General features: G+C 76.3%; 16 protein-coding genes. 3 read left to right on the top strand and 13 right to left on the bottom strand.

Going from position 1 to position 20,498, the window contains the following annotated elements:
- Window positions 1-54: 54 nt before the first annotated feature.
- Window positions 55-1,158: a hypothetical protein gene (locus tag SJY06_RS04785; protein WP_380165160.1), complete on the bottom strand. Its 1,104-nt coding sequence runs from the start codon at window positions 1,156-1,158 to the stop codon at window positions 55-57.
- Window positions 1,159-1,295: 137 nt separating this feature from the next.
- On the opposite strand from SJY06_RS04785, the gene SJY06_RS04780 reads away from it, so the two are divergent.
- Window positions 1,296-2,264, top strand: a complete 969-nt coding sequence (locus SJY06_RS04780; RefSeq protein WP_380165158.1) for a hypothetical protein — start codon at window positions 1,296-1,298, stop codon at window positions 2,262-2,264.
- Between the two features lie 37 nt (window positions 2,265-2,301).
- Here the strand turns inward: SJY06_RS04780 and SJY06_RS04775 are convergent, their stop codons facing one another.
- The 4 genes from SJY06_RS04775 to SJY06_RS04760 all read right to left on the bottom strand — a co-directional run bounded on the left by SJY06_RS04775 (window position 2,302) and on the right by SJY06_RS04760 (window position 6,021).
- A complete protein-coding gene (locus SJY06_RS04775; protein WP_380165156.1) occupies window positions 2,302-4,029 on the bottom strand; it encodes a hypothetical protein in 1,728 nt (575 codons plus the stop codon).
- A 127-nt stretch (window positions 4,030-4,156) separates the two neighbouring features.
- Entirely contained in the window at window positions 4,157-4,570 is a 414-nt protein-coding gene (locus SJY06_RS04770; protein WP_380165154.1) for a hypothetical protein, read from the bottom strand.
- 85 nt (window positions 4,571-4,655) lie between these two features.
- Entirely contained in the window at window positions 4,656-5,162 is a 507-nt protein-coding gene (locus SJY06_RS04765; protein WP_380165152.1) for a GNAT family N-acetyltransferase, read from the bottom strand.
- 172 nt (window positions 5,163-5,334) lie between these two features.
- On the bottom strand, window positions 5,335-6,021 hold the full coding sequence (locus tag SJY06_RS04760; RefSeq protein ID WP_380165150.1) for a TetR/AcrR family transcriptional regulator: 687 nt from the start codon (window positions 6,019-6,021) through the stop codon (window positions 5,335-5,337).
- Window positions 6,022-6,087: 66 nt separating this feature from the next.
- On the opposite strand from SJY06_RS04760, the gene SJY06_RS04755 reads away from it, so the two are divergent.
- Window positions 6,088-7,227 carry an MFS transporter gene (locus SJY06_RS04755; protein WP_380165148.1) on the top strand — a complete coding sequence of 380 codons (1,140 nt, stop codon included), beginning with the start codon at window positions 6,088-6,090 and terminating at the stop codon, window positions 7,225-7,227.
- 63 nt (window positions 7,228-7,290) lie between these two features.
- On the opposite strand, the gene SJY06_RS04750 is transcribed toward SJY06_RS04755, so the two are convergent.
- The 5 genes from SJY06_RS04750 to SJY06_RS04730 form a co-directional block, all read right to left on the bottom strand.
- Window positions 7,291-8,433: a N(5)-(carboxyethyl)ornithine synthase gene (locus SJY06_RS04750; RefSeq protein WP_380165146.1), complete on the bottom strand. Its 1,143-nt coding sequence runs from the start codon at window positions 8,431-8,433 to the stop codon at window positions 7,291-7,293.
- Window positions 8,434-8,469: 36 nt separating this feature from the next.
- Window positions 8,470-8,958, bottom strand: coding sequence for a nitroreductase/quinone reductase family protein (locus tag SJY06_RS04745; protein WP_380165144.1), 489 nt, complete (start codon window positions 8,956-8,958; stop codon window positions 8,470-8,472).
- A 160-nt stretch (window positions 8,959-9,118) separates the two neighbouring features.
- Complete coding sequence (locus SJY06_RS04740; RefSeq protein ID WP_380165142.1) at window positions 9,119-10,114, bottom strand: endonuclease/exonuclease/phosphatase family protein; 996 nt, start codon at window positions 10,112-10,114, stop codon at window positions 9,119-9,121.
- Between the two features lie 72 nt (window positions 10,115-10,186).
- Entirely contained in the window at window positions 10,187-11,173 is a 987-nt protein-coding gene (locus SJY06_RS04735) for a S1C family serine protease (RefSeq protein ID WP_380165140.1), read from the bottom strand.
- 432 nt (window positions 11,174-11,605) lie between these two features.
- Entirely contained in the window at window positions 11,606-14,503 is a 2,898-nt protein-coding gene (locus SJY06_RS04730) for a hypothetical protein (RefSeq protein ID WP_380165138.1), read from the bottom strand.
- 128 nt (window positions 14,504-14,631) lie between these two features.
- On the opposite strand from SJY06_RS04730, the gene SJY06_RS04725 reads away from it, so the two are divergent.
- On the top strand, window positions 14,632-16,314 hold the full coding sequence (locus SJY06_RS04725; protein WP_380165136.1) for a cyclic nucleotide-binding domain-containing protein: 1,683 nt from the start codon (window positions 14,632-14,634) through the stop codon (window positions 16,312-16,314).
- A gap of 15 nt (window positions 16,315-16,329) precedes the next feature.
- Here SJY06_RS04725 and SJY06_RS04720 read toward each other — a convergent pair whose 3' ends face one another.
- Genes SJY06_RS04720 through SJY06_RS04710 form a run of 3 tightly spaced genes read right to left on the bottom strand, consistent with a single transcriptional unit; the run spans window position 16,330 to window position 20,476 of the window.
- Window positions 16,330-17,727 (bottom strand): acyltransferase family protein, encoded by a 1,398-nt coding sequence (locus SJY06_RS04720; protein WP_380165134.1) that lies wholly within the window; start codon window positions 17,725-17,727, stop codon window positions 16,330-16,332.
- Window positions 17,724-19,316, bottom strand: coding sequence for a hypothetical protein (locus SJY06_RS04715; RefSeq protein WP_380165132.1), 1,593 nt, complete (start codon window positions 19,314-19,316; stop codon window positions 17,724-17,726). The genes SJY06_RS04720 and SJY06_RS04715 overlap by 4 nt, the downstream gene beginning before the upstream one ends.
- Entirely contained in the window at window positions 19,316-20,476 is a 1,161-nt protein-coding gene (locus SJY06_RS04710) for a hypothetical protein (protein WP_380165130.1), read from the bottom strand. Before SJY06_RS04710 ends, SJY06_RS04715 begins: the two co-directional genes overlap by 1 nt.
- Window positions 20,477-20,498: the final 22 nt, after the last annotated feature.

Below are 20,498 nucleotides of genomic sequence, written 5' to 3'. Positions count from 1 at the left end.
GGGTGGTGGGCCCGACGGTAGGGGCCGGGTCCGACGACGGGACGGGCCCACGCGTCAGGGTGCGGAGGGCCGGTCGGCCTCCTCCGCCCGCCGCTCGGCCCTCGCGGTGGCGCGTCGGGCCGCGAGCAGCGCCCGGTCCGCCGCCGCCTGCTGCCCCTGCTGCTGGCCGAGCTGGTCGGCCACGTCGGCGGCCTCGGACCCGACGGCGGCGAGCCGGGCCCGCAACCGGTCGCGCTCGACCTCCAGCCCGTCCACGCGGGTCCGCAGTGCGGCCACCTGCGAGGCCGACTGCTCCGCCACCCGCTCGGCGTCGACCTGCGCGGCGCGGGCGGCACGCAGCTCGGCCTGGGCCCGGGCGCGGAGCCGCTGCCGCTCCTGGCGTTCCCGCTCCTCCCGGGCGCGGCGCTCACGCGCCTCCCGCGCCCGCTCCTCCCGTGCCCGCTCCTGCCGCGCTCGCTCCTCGCTCCCCTGCTCGCGGCGTGTCCGCGCCTCGTCCAGCGAGCGGGTGCGGCTGCCGCCCGACGAAGGCCCGCCGCCCCGGTCCCCCTCGGACGGCGTGGTCGACCGGCGCCGGGAGGACCCGGTGGACCCGTCGCGTCGACGGCGGGCCCCGACCAGCACCAGCTCGGGGACGGCGACGGCGTCCGGGTCCAGGGCGACGCCGAACCCGACCGCGCTGACCGCCCGGGTCAGCTGCCCGCTCGTGACCGCCGCCCCGGCCTCCGGGTCGGCGAGCGCGGCCGCCAGGCTCTGCTCCACCTGCCGGGTCAGCTCGGCGTCCACCGTGTGCCCGTGCTCCTGGACCAGCGCCGCCGCCCGCCGGGCCAACGCCCCGACCACCCCGCGGCGTTGCCGGTCCAGGTCCTTCAGGGCGGCGCCGTCCAGACCGGACTGGGCCTGCCGCAGAAGTCCGCCGAGCTCCAGCAGCTGTCCCACCAGGTCGGGTTCCTGACGGCAGAGCAGGTTGAGCGCCCAGGCGGCGGTCGTGGGCCGCCGGAGCCTGCGGACCGCTGCCGACAGGGCCTTGTCACCCTCGGAGCGCGCGGCGGCGGCGATCTCGTCCCGGCGGGCGGTGAAGCCCGACGGGGCCGCCGAGTACAGCTCGTCGACGACCGGGTCGAGACGACGTCGCAGCGCCTCCTCGGCGGTCTCTGGCACGACCCCGATGGTGGCGCACGCCCGGGGCCGACCGCACGCGCGCCTCCGTCGCCAGGACCCGGGCCGACGCTGGGCCGGCCGCGTCGCCCGACCGCGAACCGGCCCCGACCGACCCGGCCCGCGGATACGGTCACCGCGTGCCGAGCCGCAAGCCCCGTGTCCGCGTCGACGACGTCCTGCTCGACCGCTGCCACGTCGACGAGGAGCTGGACGCCGCCCTGCTCGTGGTCACCGACACCGGCCGGGACCCGGCGGAACGTGCGGGCCGGGCGCTGTCGACGGTGACCGCGCGGCGGGGCGACGTCGAGCGGCAGCTGCTGGCCCAGGAGGCGCTGGCCCCGGCGACCCGCGACCTGCACGCCGAGCTGGTGACGGCGGCCCGGGCGGGTGCCACCCCGGCCGACGTCGCGGACGCGGCCGGTCTGGCCGCCGGCGCCACCGTGCACGCGGCCTGGGGCCTCCGCGAAGCCGGGCCGGAGACGGCACCGGACCCCGCCCGCGCGTTCCACGCCCTGGTCGAGGAGGCCGACGACCTCGCCCTGGACGGGTTGCGAGCCGTGCCGGACCACCCCGGCTGCGCGCTGGCCCGGCTGGTGACCGCGCGGGTCCGCGGGGTGCCCGGCGACGAGGTGGTCCACCGGTTCGACGTGGCCCGCCGTGAGGAACCCCTGTGCTTCCCGGCGCACCTGCAGATGCTGCAGGCCGTCAGCGCCAAGTGGCGCGGCAGCCACGATGCCATGTTCGACCTGGTGCGTCAGACGTCGGCGGTCGTCCCCCCCGGCCACCCGACCACCGCGGTGCTGCCGGTGGCCCACCTGGAGTACCTGGCCGCCGGAGAGCGGGACGCGACGGCCCGCCGCGAGAAGGACGCGGTCTTCATGGCCGCGCTGTCGGAGCCCCTGCTCGCCGCGGGGGACGAGCACCCGCGGGCCGTGGAGGCCCACAACGCGTTCGGCTGGTTCTTCGCCGCGGTGGACGACAAGCGGCGGGCCCGGCTGCACCTGGCCCGCACCGGGCAACGGCCGTCGTGGCTCTGGGCGTACCTGGCCGACGACCCGCGGACCGTCTACGTGGAGGTGCTGCAGCAGATCGGCGCGGCCCGCTGAGCGACGACGCGACCTGCGCACGAGCCGACGAGCCGGGTCAGTAGCGCCGCCGGAACGACCAGATGGCGCCGTAGACGGCCCCCCAGAACAGCGGGACCGCCACCGTGGGCGGCGGCCCCCCGCCACCGACCACGAGGAACGCGGCCGGTCCACCCAGGACCAGCATGACGAGCAGCAGCCACAGCACGAGCGCTAGGCGTCGGTGCCGCAGCACCCACCGGTCGAGGACCTCGGTCCGGGTGGGACGGGGCGGCCCCGGGGCGGTCGACAGCGGCACGGGCACCTGGCCCGGCGCCCGGGGGGCCATGGCCACGAACCGGTCGGCGGGGAAGGTCCGGTCGACGTCACGGACCAGGCCCGCGCCGTCCTCCCAGACGGTGGGCTCGACGAGCAGCTGGACCCCGTCCGCGCCCACCAGCACCCGCTGGCCGTCCGGGCGGTGCAGCACCCCGGCCACCGCGTCCCGCCGGACGGTCCACGTGGTGCCCTCCGTGGTGCGTGACACCCCGTCCGGAGACGTGACCACGGTCTCGGTGGTCCCCAGGGCGCGACGGACGGTCCCCTGCACGGGGTCGGCCGTCGTGGCCAGGGCCGGCACCCAGCGACCGCGGTAGGTGCCCAGGCCCCGGGGGACGGCGGCCAGCAGCGACGCGGCGGCCTCGCGGGCCCGGGCCCGGACCTCGGCCGCGGTGACGTCGGTCGGGGCGGCGGTGTCGCCGACGTGCCGGAGCAGCGTGTCCCAGCTCGCCCTCGCCAGGTCGGACGCCCACGCGTACGGCTCCGCGGCCTGGCGTCGCGCCGCGTCGTGGAAGCCCGCGACGTCGGCGTCGGTGACCGCGCCGGGGGCGCCCTCGTCGCCGCCGAGCTCGTCCAGCAGGCGCAGCAGCGGGCCGACCCCCTCCGACTGGCGACCACCGACCAGGTCGGTGTGCAGCAGCAGCCAGCCCTCGCCGCCGCTGACCGGTGAGTAGTCAGCGACGGGCGAGTACGCCACAGCCAGGTCCACCCGCAGCCGGTCGACCAGCCGGGCCTGCGCGACGTGGCGCAGCGCGGGCGAGGCCCAGCCGCGCGGCACCACCGCGAGGGCCGCGGCCAGGTCGTCGTGGTCGGTGAACCAGGCCGGCAACGCGCCGGCGACGCAGCGGTTCGGGTCGGGTGGGGCGACGTGCTCGCCGTCCGCCAGGTGCAGCCGCAGACCGGCCGGTGGTGGCCCCGACAGCCAGACCACGGCGTTGCCGCGCGCGGCCCGTCGGGCGGCCCAGTGCCGCAGCGCGTCCGCGGGCGGCGGGGTCGACAGCCCGACCTCGTCCATCCCGCCCAGGCCGTAGTCCGTCGCCCCGTAGCGCCACGACAGGAGCCGGTCCATCGTGGACCCGCCGCGGCGGGCCTGCTCCGCGTGCAGGACACCCACCTCGTCCCGCAGCCGGGCGACCGGCAGGTCCGACAGGTTGCGCGTCACCGCGCCCAGGAAGGCCACGACGTCGTCCGGCCCGCCCTCGACGTGGAAGTCGGTGACGGTGGTGCCGGTGCGGCCGTTGGAGTGCTCCCCCGGGCGACCCACCCCGGCCAGGGCGAGGTGCTCCACCAGGTGGGTCCAGCCCCGGGTGGGCAGGGTCTCGTCCGCCCAGCCGGCCCGGAGCATCAGGTGGGCCCGCAACGGTCCCGGCGCGTCGCACCAGAGCAGCGGCACCCCGTCGACCTCGCCCCGGTGCACCGGCCGCGTCCCGCCCGGGCCGGGCGTGGCGGCCGCGTCCACTGCTGTCACGAGGGACGACGCTAGAGGCGCACCGCCGGACGCGGGGGCGGAACGAGAGGTGTCACCCGACGGGCGTCGTCGGCGGGGCCACGGGCGGGACGGACCGACGGGACGGTCAGCGCCTCGGGTGCGCCGGTCAGTCCGTGCCGTCGAGCCGGCGCCGCAGGAGCCGGGTCAGGTCGATCGACTCCCCGTCCCGGGCACCGCGGCCCACCACGAGCGGCGGGTCGGTGGGCTCCACCGCCGCCCCGAGCAGCCGCTCACGCAGACCGCCCTGGGCCCGCAGCACGTAGTAGCGGCCGTCGGTGTCCACCGCGACCCGGTCGTCCCTCGACAGGTACCAGCCGGTCAGGCCGGTCCGGTAGCGGCGCGCGCCCGGGCGCCGTCCCGGCGCGAGCAGCGGCTCGGGCTCGACCCCGCGGCGGCGCGCCTCGACCACGAACTCGTCGACGAGCGCCTGCGCCTGGGCGGTCTCCTTGGCGGCCGCGCGCTCGGCGGCCGCCGCCTGGGCCGCGATGATCCGCGAGCGCTCCTCGGTCCAGTCCTCCACGACGCCGATGGTGGCGCACCTGCGCCCGAGGTGCACGGGAGGGCGCGCAGCTACCGGCCCGACCCGCGCCCAGCGGTCGTGGCTGTCACGCGTCGACCGTCTTGACGAGCGCGACCGTCCCAGGAACGTGCGCGGTCGACTGCTGCGCCTGCTCGTCGACGACATACCCAGCAGTGGCGTACATCCGCAGGTTGCGCCGGCTGCGGGCACCCGTGAACAGCGCGACCCGGGTGGTGCCCGTCGGCGCCAGGGCCTCGACGGTCGCCAGCAGCCACCGACCCGTGCCGCGCCCCGCCAGGTCGGGCGCCACCATGAGCCGGCCCACCTCCCAGACGGGACCGACGGCCCGGGCCCGGACGGCCGCGACCAGCCGGTGGTCGAGCCGCACGACGAGCGTCAGCCACGACCGGGCCCAGCACCGGACCTCGTCGAGGTCCTCGTGCAGCGCGGCGATGTCGAGGGTGTCGTTGGCGATCGCCTCCTGGACCCAGCAGCACCGCTGCAGGACCAGCAGCTCCCCGGCGTCCGGCTCGGCGAACCGGGCGAGCCGCAGACCGGGAACGGGCGGCGCGGGTCCCTCGTCGCTGCTCACGGCCGCCTCCTGCCCAGGCCCCGCTCGGCCGCGGCCGCGTGGGCGGCGACGATCCGGGTGCGTTCGTCCGTCCAGCGCTCGACCACGTCGCTGATCGTGACGCACCGGCCGCGCGACCGCACGCGCCGGGGTCCGGGCGGCGAGAGCGCCACGCCCGGCCCGACGGGTCGACCTAACCGGCGCGGTGCCGGGCCACGGCGTCGGCCGCCAGCGCACGGACGACCGGCGGCGTCGCGGTCGAGGACCCGCCGGACGTGGACCCCTCGGTCGGGGACCCGGCGGACCGGGACTCGTCGGTCGGGGACCCGCCGGACCGGGACTCGTCGGCCGGCACCGGGACGAGCAGGGTCCGGGTGCGAGCAGCCAGTGCCCCGTCGTACAGCAGCAGCAGCTCGGCGGCCAGGGCGTGCGGGTCCCGGGCGCCGGCCCCGACGGCCAGGTCGTGCAGCCGCTCGCGCAGCAGGGCGGTGTCCGCGGCCAGCCACCGGGCGGCGGGGTGCTCGGCGGCGGTGACCTCGACGGCGGCGGCCAGGAACGCGCACCCACGGCGCGTGGCCTCGTCGCCGTGGAAGTCCGCCAGCGCGTCGAACACCGACAGCACCCGGGCGACCGGGTCGTCACCGGCCCGCTCCAGCGCCTCGTCCCAGGCGTGGCGCCACCGCTCGTGGCGGCGCTCCAGGTAGGCCGCGACCAGGTGGTCCTTGCCGCCGAAGTGCGCGTACAGCGTCGCGGGCGCGACCTGGGCCCGGCGCAGCACCGCGTCGACGCCGGTAGCCGCGATTCCGCGTTCGTAGAACAGCTGCTCAGCCGCCTGCAGCAGCCGCTCCCGTGCCGGTGACCTGGCGCTCGTTGCCGTCATGGTCGTACTGTAACGACCACTATGCTGAAACGATCGTTACGTTCCGCCGCACCGCAGGCGACCCCGGTGGGCCTGCTCGCCGCGGCCACGGGCCTGATCGCGGTCACCTACGGGGCCGTCCGGTACGGCTTCGGGCTGCAGCTGCCGACCCTGGCCGCGGAGTTCGACCTGTCCCCGCGCACGTCGGGCCTGATCGCGTCGGGCAGCTTCGTGGCGTACTGCCTGGCCGCCCTGGTGGCCAGGCGGGTGATCGACCGGCGCGGGGCCCGCGCGGTGCTGTGGCTGGCCGCCGCGCTGGCCGCCGGTGGTGCGCTGCTGGTGGCGGTGGCCTGGTCGGCCGAGGTGCTGGCACTCGGTGTGCTGGTGGCCGGCGGGGCGGCCGGGGCGGCGTCCCCCGCCCTGGTGGTGGCGGTCGGTACGACGGTCCGGCCGGGCCTGGTGGCGCGGTCGCAGGCCGTGGTGAACGCGGGCACGGGCCTGGGCGTCGCGCTGGCGGGGGCGGCGGTGCTGAGCGCGCCGCAGGCCTGGCGCCCGGTCTGGGTCGGGGCCGCGGCGCTGGCCCTGCTCACGGCCGTGGTGGTCGACCGCCGGACGCCGTGGCCGACCCCGACCGGCGCGACGTCGGGCGGCGAAGGGGGCCCCGGCCGGACCGGACCCGACCGCTCGATGCGGCGCCCGGTCCTGGCCGCGGCCGTCGCCGGTACGGGCAGCGCGGCCGTGTGGACGTTCGGCCGGGACCTCATCACCGCCGGGGGCCTGTCCGAGCGGACCACGGCGGCGCTGTGGTGCCTGCTGGGGGTGGCGGCCGTGCTGGGCGCGCTCAGCGGCGACGCGGTGCGCGTGCTGGGCCTGCGCGGGGCGTGGGCGCTGACCGCTGCGGCCTCGGCGCTCGGCACGCTCGCGCTCGGGCTGGCCCCGGGCCACCTGCTGGTGGCGGGGGCGGCGGGGGCCCTGTTCGGGGGCGCGTACACCGCGCTCAGCGGGGTGCTGATCGCCTGGGCCGGCGCGCTGCACCCGGCGGCGGCCGGTCAGGCGACGGCGACCCTGTTCGTGGCCCTGACCGGCGGTCAGGCGGTCGGCGCGGTGGCGACCGGCCTGCTGGCCGAGGCCCTGGGGGCGCCGGCGGCGTTCGTGGTCTGCGCGGTGGTGCTGCTGGGTGCGGCCGGGGTGCTGCCCCGGCGGGACCCGGCCCGCGCCCCGGCCTGACGCCCCGAGGGCAGGCCCAGGCCGGGACGGGCAGCCCGAGCCCCCGAGGGGGCCGCCTGGTGCTCAGCCCTCCCGGACGGCGTGCGGGTAGGTGGCCTCGCGGTCCTGGAAGGCGAGGATGCGGTCGTTGCGCACCTGGCCGGCCTCGATCTCGACCGCGCGGTCGATCGTGACGTGCTCGGCCCAGGCGTCCGGGCCCTGCTGCACCAGGTCGAGGTACGGCAGCAGCGCCTCGCTGATGGTCCAGGTCGCCGACTCCCAGTACAGCGACGGCGTGTGGTCGACGGCGTAGTAGTGGACCCGGTCCCCCACCTCGAACATCGGCTCGGCGAACGACGTCGGCCGCGCCCAGCCGAAGCCCATCCCCTCGTCGACGGACACGTCGACCACGACCGTGCCCGGCGCGAACGTGGCCGGGTCCTGCACGAACACCAGCGGGGCGTCGGTGTCCTGCAGCATGCAGTTGACGACCACGTCGTGCTCGGCCAGCAGCTCCGCGGTGTCCTTGGGTCCCTCCTCGCGCAGCACGTGGGTGCGGCTGGGGTCGTCCTCCAGGCGCTCGAACTGCTCGATGACGACGCCCGAGAACGGCGCGGCCACGGCCGAGCGGTCGCGCTGGGTCAGCACGGTGACGTCGTGCACGCCCATGGCGTTCAGCGCCCGGACCGCGCCACGGGCGGTGGCCCCGAACGAGATGACCGCCGCGCGCAGGGGCCGGCCGTAGTGGCCGGTCGTGCCGCGCAGCTGCATCGCGTGCACGACCGAGGCGTAGCCGGCGATCTCGTTGTTCAGGTGGAACACGTGCAGCGAGAACGAGCCGTCGGAGTGCCAGTGGTTCATGGCCTCCCACGCGATCACCGACAGCCGCTTGTCGACGGCGAGCTGGGTGAGCTGCCGGTCCTGCACCAGGTGCGGCCAGCCCCACAGCGTCTGCCCGTCGCGCATCTCGGCCAGGTCCGCGGCCACGGGCTTGGGCAGCAGCACCACGTCGGAGCGGCGCAGCAGCTCGTCGCGGTCGACGACCCCGGCGACCCAGCGGCCGATCTCGTCGTCGTCCACCCCGAAGTGCGCGCCGTAGCCCTGCTCGACGAGCAGGTGGGCCCGCACGTCCGGGTCGATCCGCTCGAGGTGGGCGGGGTGGATGGGGCGGCGGTGCTCGTCCTGCTTGCGGGTGGTGCCGACCACGCCGATGGTGAGTCGTTCCATGGGGTCCTCGCTCGTCGGACTGCTGGGGCCCCGAGGCTAGGCCACCGCTCGCGGGTCCGGCGCCGGTGCGGCCTCCAGGACGACCACGGGGGTGTCGGTCGCGCGGTGGTCGGCGAGGGCGGGCAGGTTCGTGTCGACGGCGACCCAGCGCAGCCACAGCCGCTCCCGCTCGTCGCCGGTGGCGACCCGGGCCCGGACCGGGCGGGCTCCGCCGCGGGCCGTCGTGGCCGAGGCGTCCGGGTGCTGCTGGAGGTTGAGCCACCAGGCCGGGTGACCCTCGTCCCAGCCGTTCATGGCCAGCAGCACCAGGTCATCGCCGTCCTCGAGGTAGCCGAGGATGACGTCGCGGGGCCGGCCCGTCCGCCGCCCGGTGGTCGTCAGGCGGAGCGCGCCCCAGCCGCGCCGGTTGGACGGCGTCCACAGGAAGCGGCCGCCGCTGAGCCGGTGCAGGACCCGGTGGACCCGCCAGGCGGTGTGGACGAACCACGGTGGTGGGGTGCGCGGGGCGGTCGTGGCCTCGGTCATGTCACGACGGTAGGGAGCACCCGACACCTCTGGCGCCCCGGCCGACCCGAGTCCGCGCCGGGGGCTGACCCCCTGGCGGCGCAGCCTGCTCCCGCCACCGTCGGTCTGCCTGGAGGAGCGTCGCGTGCCGGTCGAGCGGTTCCGCACGGGCGGGGGGCGTTCACGCGCCCGGCGGTCGAGCGACGGTGAGCTCGGCCACCACCGCGAGGTGGTCGGTCCCGTCCACCGGGAACCGCTGGACCTGATCGACCCCGGTGGCGGGGTCGACCAGCACGTGGTCCAGCGCGAGCAGGGGCGGCCAGAGCTGGTTCGCGGGCCAGGTGCGCGCCCACACCTGACGGGCCGCGGCGTCACGCAGACCTGTCGCGGTCAGGGCGCGGAACCGGGCGTGGTCACGGGTGGCGTTGAGGTCACCGGCGAGGACCTGCGGGTCGGGACCCTCCGAGACGGCCTCCAGGAGCAGCCGGTGGTCGTCGCGCCACCGGTCCACCGTCCCCGGCAGGGGCGGCCAGGTGTGCGCGTTGGTGAGCGTCAGCGGTCGGGCGCCGGGCACGGTCACGACGCTGCGGACGGTGGCGAACGTCGTGGCGGGAGCCGGCAGCCGGTCCTGGGACCACCGGGTGAAGGTGCCCGTCCCGTCAGGTCCAGGCCGCACGGTGGTGACGGCCTCCGGCAGCAGACCGGTCAGCCCGGACGCCTCGAGCCCCGCGGCCAGGCCTGGCGTGAGCTCCTGCACCAGCAGGACGTCGACGCCGTTGTCCCGCACGAGCTCCACCACCCGCCCAGGGTCAGCGTTGCCGAAGCGCGCGTTGACCGACATGACGGTGACGGAGGTGCCGTCGGCGGGGGCCGCAGGGACGTCGCGCGGCACCAGCCACCAGCCGTGCAGCAGCAACGCGCACACGACCACGGCCGCCGGCCAGCGCGGCCCGCGCAGGGGGAACGCGACGACGAGCAGCGGCAGGACCGCCACCAGCAGCACGAGGCCGGCGAACGGGGTCAGCCCCACCACCTGCGCGACCGGCGTGACCCCGTCACGCCCCAGCAGCCGGACCAGAGTGACCGGAAGCGCGCCCACCGCCGGCAGGACGCCGACGGCGAGCAGGACCCGCCCGGTGCGGCGCCGCCCTGTCTGCGGGCCGCCCGCCGTCGCCATCGGGCCACGAAAGCACATCGGCAGAACCACCCGGAGGGCGAGCAGTGGGCCGACCGTGAGCTGGGTCGTGCTCTAGTCCGAGCAGGGTCGCTGGGGCCCGTCCTCCAGGGCGGCCCCGTCGATCTGCCAGAAACCCTCGTCGAGGGCGAAGGTGTACCGGACCAGCCAGTCGGAGCAGGTGGCGCCATCACGTCCGAACTCGGCGTCCTGAGTCGTACGGAAGGCGACGACGGCCTCACTGGAGACCTCGTCGACGGCCTGCACCTCGACGACGTCGATGGTGAGCCAGGAGCTCGAGAGCAGCCCCTCGGCGTAGGCGTCGTAGCTCCCGATCCGCTCGCGCATGGCCGCGGTCAGCAGGTTCCAGGTCTGGTCGTGGTAGCGGTCGTTGATGCCCTGCGCGTACAGCTGCATGGTCTGCGCGATCGAGGGGGCCTCCGGCGAGGTGCTGCTGATGCTCACCTCGACGGGGATCGAGTACGGGTCTGCGCCCGTGTCCTCGCACTCCGGCGTGTCCGTGAACTCGATGTCGCCGTCCCACCCGTCCAGAAGGGCCTGCAGCGCAGGCTGGGACACGGCGAACCCCTCACCCGGCGCGAACGAACCGGCGGTCACCACCCCCACCACGACTCCCTGGCTGTCGACCACGGGGCCGCCGCTGTTGCCGGGGTTGATGGCGCTGTCGGTGCGGAAGAGCCCTCGCCGGTCCTTGCCCTCGACGTCCACGCGCAGGTCGACCGAGGTGACGGCGCCCTGCGTCATCGCGAGCGGTCGTCCTCCGGGATACCCGAGGACGGCGACGTCCGTCCCCACCCGGGCCGGGCCGTCGGCAACATCGAACTGGTGCGACCCGGGGGTCCCGTCGACGCTGAGCAGCGCCAGGTCGTTCTCCTCGTCCAGCTCGACGACGTTCCCGCGGAACACGTCGGGTCCGAAGCGCAGCGAGATGGACGTCGCGTCCTCCACCACGTGGGCGGCCGTGGCCACAGTGCCCGCGCCCACCAGGAAACCGGAGCCCGACCCACCCCCCTCGCAGGTGACGACGGCGATCCTGCCCACGCCGCCTGACACGTCGTCGAACAGGACCGGCCACCCGGTCGGCTGGGGTCCGGCCGTTGGCGCCGGTCCTGCCGAGGTGCTGGACGAGGACTCGGGCACGGCGGTCACGGCCCCTTCCGTCGGCAGGTCGTCACCGGCACCGAGCAGCGAGCATCCCGACAGGCATACGGCCAACGAGAGGGTGGTGGCAGCCCCTGACGCCCGGACTGCGGCTCGGGCGAGGGTCGAGGTGTGCGACACGGTTGCCCCCCGGGGGACGTCGGTTGCCGGAACGCTAGGCCATCCGGGTGATTCCTGTCCCTGGCTTCGATGACCTGCTTCGGCAGGCGGGCGGGCGTGGCGGGGCCGCAGCCACGACCACGCGCCCCCGTCAGAACCGAGACGGGTCCCGTGGCGGTTGCCACGGGACCCGTCCGGCGCTCCTGGTACCGACTACCGGACGCCGACCACCAGCTGGCCGGTGGCGACCAGCCCGGTGCCCGCGGCGACCCCACGGACAGGCACCCGGCCTCGTGCTCCCGCCGGGACCTCGATCGGCAGGGTGACGACCCCCGAGGCGTCGGCGATCGCCTCGACGGGGGTGAGGTCGCCGACGCTCACGGCGACCGACTCCCCGGCGCGGAAGCCGGACGCCGTCGCCTGGACCACCGCGCCGGGCCTGGCGGTCCCGGCGATCGAGAACCGGGTGCCGGCCTGGTTGCGCGCCAGCTCGCTGCAGACCGGGCCGGGCGTGCCGTACGCAGGGGCCGGCTGGGCGCTGCCGGTCACCCCGTCGTCCTCGCTGATCTGCGTGAACACGATGGCCTTCGCGCCCATCACCGCACCGGAGGTGTTGATGACGCTCGCCTTGACCGACGTCGTGGCCGAGCTGCTCGGCAGGGTGTCGCCCTGCACGGTCGCGGTGACGACCTTGCAGGTCTCGCCCGGACCGAACGTCACCTTCTGCATGGTGGCGCCGGCGCGGCTGGTGGTGGAGCCGAGGACCGACACGTACCCGACGACGGGGACCGAGGACGGGCGCGACAGGTAGGCGGCGACCTCGACGGGGGCGGTGGTGTCACCCTCGGCGACGTTCGGCGCGAACACGTCGACGGTGTTCCACCGCCGGTCACGGGCCCGACCGACGGCGGAGGTCTCCAGCGCCAGGTCGGAGACGTACGCGGCGCCGGCCGTCGACCCGTCGAGGCCGGTCGCCCCGCTCAACCGCACCTGGGCGAGCCGGCTGGTGTCCAGGCCGGCGGCCGCGAGGTCCGCCGCGGGGACGTCGACCTGCTGCAGGACGATCTTCTTCAGGGTGCTGGCGGCCGACGCGGTGTCGGACGTCGGCATGCGCACGAGGGCGAAGGGGTTGAGCTCGGACACCGGGGCGCTCCAGGACCTGTTGCGCGCGTCGGTGACGGTGACGAGCAGGTCGGTCCCGGTCGTCACCGACTCGTCGGCCGCGACCTTGAGCGACAACCGGTCGTAGCGTCCGGCGGTGGTCCGCGGCGGGACGGCGACGGCCAGGCCGTCCTCCGGACCCGTCCAGGTCATCCGGGTCATCGGCGTGGCGGGCACGTTGCCGCCGTTGGACGCGGGCGTCCAGTGCGGGGCCGCGGAGCTCGGTGTGCTGACGGCGCAGGCCGGCAGCTCCTGGGCGACGGTGCGACCGGCCAGGCTGGCGCACACCTCGGCCGTCGCGGCCCCGGAGGTGCTCACCGACGGGGACGCGGACTCGAACGAGGTCACCGTCCGGCGGGCGCTGGCCGGGGCGGTGGACACGCTGCGGACGTCGGCGTCGCCGAGGACCGCGGGCACGCTGGGCGAGCCGTCGAACATGGGCAGGAACTGCTCCTCACCGCCCATCGTCAGCCGGAACCAGGCCGCCATGTAGGCGGTGCCGGCGTCGTACTGCTCCTGCGGGCTGAGGCGGATCGACGTGGCGGCGACGGACGGGTCGGTGCCGCACGTCGGCTCCACCCGGCGAGCCGCACTGCCCCAGTCGTCGCTGACGCTGAACAGGTACTTCCCGGGCGTCCAGACCGTGTTGTAGAAGTTGTGGTTCGCGCCCATCATCCAGACGCCGCTGCGCAGCACGTCGTCGTCGAACGCGTACCGCGAGTCGTCCAGCATGTGCTGGCCCTGCTGGTTGGACACGTCGCCGTCGCAGTACGGGAGGATGACGTTCATCGGCACGTCCGGCACGCTCATCCGGCCGAAGTCCACCGGCGCGAGCGGCAGGATGGAGTCGATGGGCCACGGGTCGGCCAGAGCCTGGTTGAGCACGGCCGCCGACGTCACGCCCTCGCCACCGCGCGAGTGGCCCATCATCCCGATGCTGCTCAGGTCGAAGCGTCGGCGCAGGTCCGCCGCGGTCACGGTGTCCAGCGGGTCTACCCCGTCGACGAAGCCGTCCGCGCGCTCGGCCAGGGCCGTGGTGCCGTCCCGCAGGGCCTGGTCGAGGCTGACGTCCTGGCCCTTCCAGGCGTCGTAGTAGGAGACCTGACGACCCCTGTTCGCGTCCTCGAGCATGCTCAGGGTGTCCAGCAGCAGCTGGCCGCGCGCCTGCGCGCCCTGGTCGGAGGCGAGCTGGTTGTCGTTGGCGTTGATCGCGTTGGCGGACACCGAGACGACCGCGTAGCCGTGGCTGGCCAGGGCCCGGGCGGTGCCGTCGTAACCCAGGTAGCTGGGGATGGACAACCGGGCGGGGACGGCGTCGGGGGTCGCGGCGCAGGGCCAGCGGGCCGGGTTGGCCGCACCGGCGCCGTAGCAGGAGGAGTGCCGGCCGTGCATGATCAGCACCGTCGGTCGCGGGCCGCCGGCGTCGGGCAGGTAGATCTTGCCCTCGAGCTCGCCCCGCACGCCGCCGATGGCGGCCAGGTCGATCGCCTGCTCGCCGAACTTGTAGATGGACTCGGTCCACTCGTACCCGCCGAGGGCGGTCGGGTCGTCCGACAGCGCCTCGAGCGTGGCCTCCGGCACGTCCACCGGGCGGCTGCGGGCCGCGCCCGGGGCGGACTCGCTGGCCCAGCCGGCGCGCACCGCGTCGGCGTCGAGCACGGTGGGGTCGGTGGTGACGACGGTGAGGGACCGGGCGTCCTCCGCCTCCCTCGCCAGACCAAGCGGCTCGCCGTCGACGACGATCGTCGGTGCGTCGCCACGGACGGGCAGGGGCGCGTCGAGCTCGACGGTGACCTCGTAGCCACCGGGCACCGTGTCGACGGTCCAGTTGGGGCCGGAGGCGCTGCCGGCGTCGGGGGGAGCCGCCTGCGCCGGGGCGGCCAGCGTCGCGGCGACGAGGGCGCACAGGGTGGGTAGGACGAGGAAGTGGCGGGGGCGTGCGTTCGGCACGTGGGCCTCCAGGGCAGGGTCGTGGAAGCCGCAGTGTTTCCGCGGTTGTTTTCCGGGGCGTTTCGCGCCGGTGTCGGTCTGGGGCGACTTCTTCTCGGCGCCGTCGGCTGCGGTGCCATGCTCCCCCGATGAGGCTGGGGGGACGCCGGCGCCCGCAGGTGGTCGCCCCCGGGCGCGACCGACCACGCGGGGGCGGTCCCGGCCTGCTGCTGCTCCTGCTGGCCTGGGGGCTGTACAAGGTCGCCGACTGGGCCCTCGTCGTGACGCTGTCGGTGGTGGCTCTCGACCTGGGCGGGCCGGCCGCGGTGGGCGTGGTGGGTGCGCTGCGGGTGGTCCCGGGCGCGCTGCTGTCCGGGGTGGTGTCGGGGCTGGCGGACCGGTGGCCCCGACCGCGCGTGCTGTCCGCGGCGCTGCTCGCCTGGTCGGTCCTGACGCTGCTGCTGGCCGAGCTGACGGCCGTGAGCGGGCCGCTCGCCCTCTGGTACGCGGTCCTGGCGCTGGGCTCGGTGGCCGGGTCCCTGATCAGGCCCTGCCTGCAGGGCCTGCTGCCGCAGCTGGCGAGCAGCCCGGCGCAGCTGATCCGCGCCACGTCGGCGTACACGACGGTGTCCGGAGCGGCCACGGTGGCGGGACCGGCCGCGACCGGGCTGCTGCTGGCCACCACCGGCCGGGGCACCGTGCTGCTCCTCGTCGCGGCGGTGTTCGCCGTCGGGGCGGTGGTGGCGCTGCTCGTCCGGACCGAGGCCCGTCCGGTCCGCCGGAGCGTCCGGACCCGCCGGGGGTCGCAGACCCTGGCCGGGGCCGCCGTGCTGGCCCGGCCGGGGGCCCGGGCCGTGGTCGGCGTGCTGCTCCTGCGCACGCTGCTGACGGGGTTCGTCGGGACCGCCGTGGTCGTGCTGGCGCTGGAGGTGATGGGTGCCGGCGAAGGGCTGCTCGGCGGCCTGTACGCCGCCCTGGGCGCAGGTGGCCTCCTGGCGGCCCTGTCCGTCGTGGGGAGCCGGTCACCCGCCCGCGCCACGGCCTGGCTGGTGGGCGGGGTCGTCGCGTGCGGTGCCTCGTCGGTGCTGATCGGCGTGTTCCCGCAGCCCTTGGTCGCCGCGGGGGCGCTCGCGGTGTTCGGCCTCGGCGCCGCCGCGAACGAGGTGCACGGCTACAGCGTCGTCGGCCGGCTGCTGCCGGACCACCTCGCCGGGCGCGGCTGGGGTGCCCTGCAGAGCGCCGGGGCGGTGGCCGCCGCCTGCGGATCGCTCCTGGTCGCCCCGCTGGTCGCGTGGGTCGGGTTCGGCTGGGCCATGGGCATGGCCGGGGCGCTGGGCGCGCTCCTGCCGCTGGTGGCGTGGTCGCGGCTGCGCCGGCTGCAGGAGACGCTCGACGCCATCCACCCGTTCGTCCCGGTGCTGCAGGAGGTCACCGTGCTCGCCCCGCTGTCGGCCATCACCGTCGACCGTCTCGCGCGGGGGGCGACGGAGCTGACGGTCGCGCCGTGCGACGTCGTCGTCCGGCAGGGGGATCCGGGGGACACGTTCTTCGTCGTGATCGAGGGGCGCTTCGAGGTCCGCCAGGACGGTCGCACCATCGCCACGCTGGGCGAGGGTGCCTCCTTCGGCGAGATCGCCCTGCTCGAGGCGGTCCCCCGCACCGCCTCGGTCGTGGCCACCTGGCCCGGTCGGCTGCTGGCGTTGGACGCCGACACCTTCGTCGCCGTGGTGACCGGTCACCGCCGCTCCGACGCGCAGGCGCGGGACGCGGTCGACGCCCTGCGGCGGTCCGACGAGCGGCGGGCGGGCGGGGAGCCACGACCGACGCCGTGACCGGGAGGCGACCTTCTACTGCCTTCCGCGACCACGCAGCAGGAGCACGCCGACCATCAAGGCGAGCAGGGCGGGCCAGACCGGCAACGCCGCCCCGAGCAGCGGCTCGGTCGCACCGTCCGTCCAGCCGTCCACCCCCAGCTGCGACACCGCGTACGTCGCCACCGCGACCAGCCCGGTGCCCGCCACCACCGCGACGGGCGCCACCCGGCGCTCGGCCCCCCGACCGTCGCCGCGCAGCACGCGCCAGCGCTCGGCGGGCCGGGCCACCCGCACCAGCACCACGAGCACCGGCAGGCAGACCAGCAGCCAGACGGGCACGAGCGCCCACCACAGCGGCGTCGCGGCCGCGGGCACGGCGGGCAGCACCGGACCGGCGAGCAGCAGCACGCCCCACACGGCGAACGCCGCGCTCAGGTGCCAGCAGAACACCGTCATCATCACGGCCCCGCCGGTGGCGACGACCGCCCAGACGGCCGGTCGGTGCAGCAGCCGCGTGGCGGGCTCGCGCAGCAGCAGCACGGTGCCGAGCAGGCCCGCGCCCTGGGCCAGCAACGCGAGCGTGGGCGGTGTGAAGCTGGACGCCTCGCTGCCCGGCAGGCCCTGCATGTCGACCGGGTACCAGCCGGTGCCGACGGTGAGCAGCAGGGCGCTCCCCCACCCGGTCAGGGCCAGCAGGGCCCGGGCCCGGCGGCGGTCCAGCACGCCGTCGCCCCACAGGTGCCCCAGCTGGTGCACGACGAGCCACACCCCGAGCAGGCTGGCGACCACGGCCACCGGCTGCGACCAGGCGGGACCGTGCGCGCGGGCCGCGTCCAGCGCCGCCACCAGGACCACGCCGCCGGCCACGGCACGCAGGCCGTGGCGGCGGTGCAGCCGGACGGTCAGCGGGGCCAGCAGGACGACGACCAGGTACACCGCGACGAACCACAACGGCGTCGTGGCCCGGTCGACCGCCACGGCCACCGGGTCGGTGAGCCCGCCCAGCGGCACCGTGTCGACGGCCGCCGCCAGCCCCAGCCACACCGCGAGCAGGACGACGACCGGACCGAGCAGCCGCTCGGCCCGCGCGACGACGAAGGTCGTGGCGGCCGGGCCGTGGGCGGGACCCAGGGTCCGCAGGTGGACGTAGCCGCCGACCGCGAAGAACAGCGGCATGACCATCAGCAGCCAGGTCGCCGCCCGGGCCCACGGGGAGCGGCCGACCACGTCGGTGCCGTCGGCCACCAGCGGCACCAGGACCCAGTGCGCGGCCACGACCACCACGAGCGACACCAGCCGGACCAGGTCGACGAACCGGTCGCGGCCGGCGGGCGTGGCCGCGTCGAGGGCCGCCGCCCGGGCCCGGAACCCGGGCCGGGTCGGGACGGACTCGCGGGCGGGGCGGGCCGGCAGGACCGTCGTCGCGCTCATGCCGCGGCCACGTAGCGGTGCTTGAGCAGAGCCTCGCCGTCGGCGAACGGGCCGGTGCCCGCAGCGTGCAGCTCGAGGGTCGGCAGGGCCGCGCCCCCGCCCTTGCAGGCGTTGTCGAGGTCGCCGTTGCGGCGGCGCAGCCGGGCCAGGACGGCCGAGCCGAGGGCGCGGGCGTCGTGGTCGCTGCTCACCTCCCCGGGCTGCAGCTCGACCGCGACGACGAGCGGCGCGGCGGCCTCGGGGTCCTCGGCCCGGACCAGCCGGAAGGACCGCATGGCCGAGGCGAGCGGCTCCTGCGCGTACAGGGCCTCACGCACCTCGTCCACGGTGACGACCGCGCCGTAGAAGTCGACCGAGGCGTCGGAGCGCCCGCCGTGCAGCAGCACCGGCAGGTCCAGGGCGCCGTCGAGCACGTCCTCGGCGCCGTGCGCGGCCAGCAGCCGGCGCAGCTCGGGCGTGCGGATCACGCGGCCCAGGTCGTGGATGTTGTAGCGCAGCCGGGGCGACAGGCTGGCCCGACGGGCGACGGTGACGAGCAGCTCGCCCTCGGCCGTCGTCTCGAGCACGTAGTCCAGCGGGTTGTACTGGAACACCATGGGCAGCGGGCCGTCGCAGCGGCCGGTGACGGCGGCGTGCAGCGCGGGGTCGGCCGCCATCCGACGGCGCAGGGCGATCGTCATGTCCGTCTCGGCGGCCAGGTTGCTCTCCAGGTCGGAGGCCCCGTAGGACCCGACGACGCGGCGGTAGCGCCGCAGCAGGTAGGTGCGCATGTTCTCGCTGATGCCCTCGCCGCCGAACCCGGCGGTCACGTCGTAGCGGGTCAGGTCGATGCGGGGGTCGTCGGCGACGTCCTTGAGGAACGGCGGGTAGCCGAGCACGACGTAGCGGTAGCCCGGGCCGAGCTCGAGCATGGTCGAGACGACCTTGTCGCGGTCGGGGCCGACGGACTTGAGCCGGCAGGTGCCCGCCAGCGCCGACGTCACGCTCATCCCGGTGGCCCACGCGCCGAGCGAGAACGCGTTGAGCACGACGGGGACGTCGTCGACGACGGCCACCCCGGCCACGGCGGGCACCCGGGTGCTGCGCCGGAACGTGGCCCGCAGCAGGACCGAGGTGGCGCGGCGCTCGGCGCGGCCCCGGGCCCAGCTGGTGGGGGTTCCGCTGCTGCCGGACGACTCGTCCAGGACCAGGCCGCGGGCGGGCAGCCGGCCGCCGCGGCACAGCCGCTCCAGGCGGAAGCCGGTGACGTAGCTCGTCTTGTCGGTCACGGGCAGCCGGTCGAGCACCGGCAGCCCCGTCAGACCGGTCGGGTCGGTGCGGTGCAGTGCGGTCTGGCCGGCGGCCAAGAGGTCCCGGTAGGCGGGGACCTCGCGGGCGGCGGTCTCGGCGGTCCGGCGCGCGCGCAGCCGGCCCGCGTGCCAGCGGACGGCCTCCAGCCCCGGGGCGAGCGGCAGGACGACGAGGCGCTCGGAACGGCCGAGCATGTGCAGCAGCAGCTCGAGCACGTCGGCGGCGGTGCGGGCGAGCAGCCCGGCGAGCGCACCGACGAGCGTGCGGAGGACGCGGCGGGGGACGGCGGAGAAGAACATCAACGCACCCCCTCGTCGGCGCCGGCCACCGCGTCGGCGAGGTGCAGCCGGTCGTGCAGCGGGACGCGTCGGCTCTGCGGCGGGACGGGGCCGTAGCCCAGCCGCAGCACCATCCAGGTCAGCCCGGCCGCGGGCGTCGTCTCGCCGGTGGCGCGGGCGACGACGTCGTCGACCTCCGCGAGCGAGGTGGCGTTGGTGACCAGGGACCCGAGCGGGTGCACGGCGACGCCGTGGGCCGCCAGGCGCAGCCACAGCCGGATGAGCAGGCGCCCGGCGGCCACCGCGTCGGCGGTGGACCCCATCGGGCCCCGGACCCACGCGACGCGCGGCGTGCCGTGCATCGAGCGCAGGTAGACCAGACGCGACAGGGTCTGCATCGGTCGGGTCGCCCACAGCCGGGGGTGCTCGAACACCGAGCGCAGCAGCGGGCCCGGGGTGTGCAGGCACCGGGCCGAGAAGCCATCGGCGCGGGTGTCGGCGCTGCGGCGGGTGTAGCGCATCCACGCCCGCAGCTCCTCGCGCACCGGCGGGGTGGCCAGGTCGTCGAACAGGGTGCGCTGGTTGAGGTCGACGACCTGCGCCACCAGGTGCCGGCTGTCGGTGCTGCCGAAGCCGTGTCCGGCGACCGCGCACTCCTGGGCCAGCTCGGCGAGCACGGCCACCGGCAGGTCACGACCGTCGTAGGGCAGCCGGTTGGTGCGGCGGACGGCGAGCAGGCCGGCGTCCAGGTCGGGCACGAAGGGACCGGCCGGCGTGAGGCGCACGTGGGCCACGGGCTGGAACCGGGCGTCGGCCGGGTCGACGGCGCCGGGCCCGGCGGGCGCCGGCGGCAGCGGGCGCACGTCACCGGGGACCAGGTCGACCTCGACGTCGTGGCCGAGGGCGTGCGCGGCGATGCTCACCGACTCCAGCAGGATGCCCACCGTGACGTGTCCGAAGAGCAGGCCGAGCGGGTGGGCGGGTAGCGCGCGGGTGCGGTCGAAGAGGACCGTGGCCTCCAGCGGGCCGGTGACGTGCAGGTGCAGCGGCTGGGTGTTGTGGGGGGTCGGGGTGCGGCGCACGGTGCGGGCGATGGACGGCCAGGGCGACGGCTGCTCCGTCGCGGGCTCGGCGGGGCGGGTCGTGGCCGAGGTGCGGCTGCGTGCGGTCGTGGTCGGCATGGCGGTCTCCTCCGGTGGGGTG

The organism is Jannaschia sp. R86511, from assembly GCF_042466345.1.
Classification (GTDB): Bacteria; Actinomycetota; Actinomycetes; order Actinomycetales; family JBBAYJ01; genus Aquipuribacter.
Note: the sequence above shows the minus strand (reverse complement) of the source record. Positions and strands in the feature narration are given on the sequence as shown.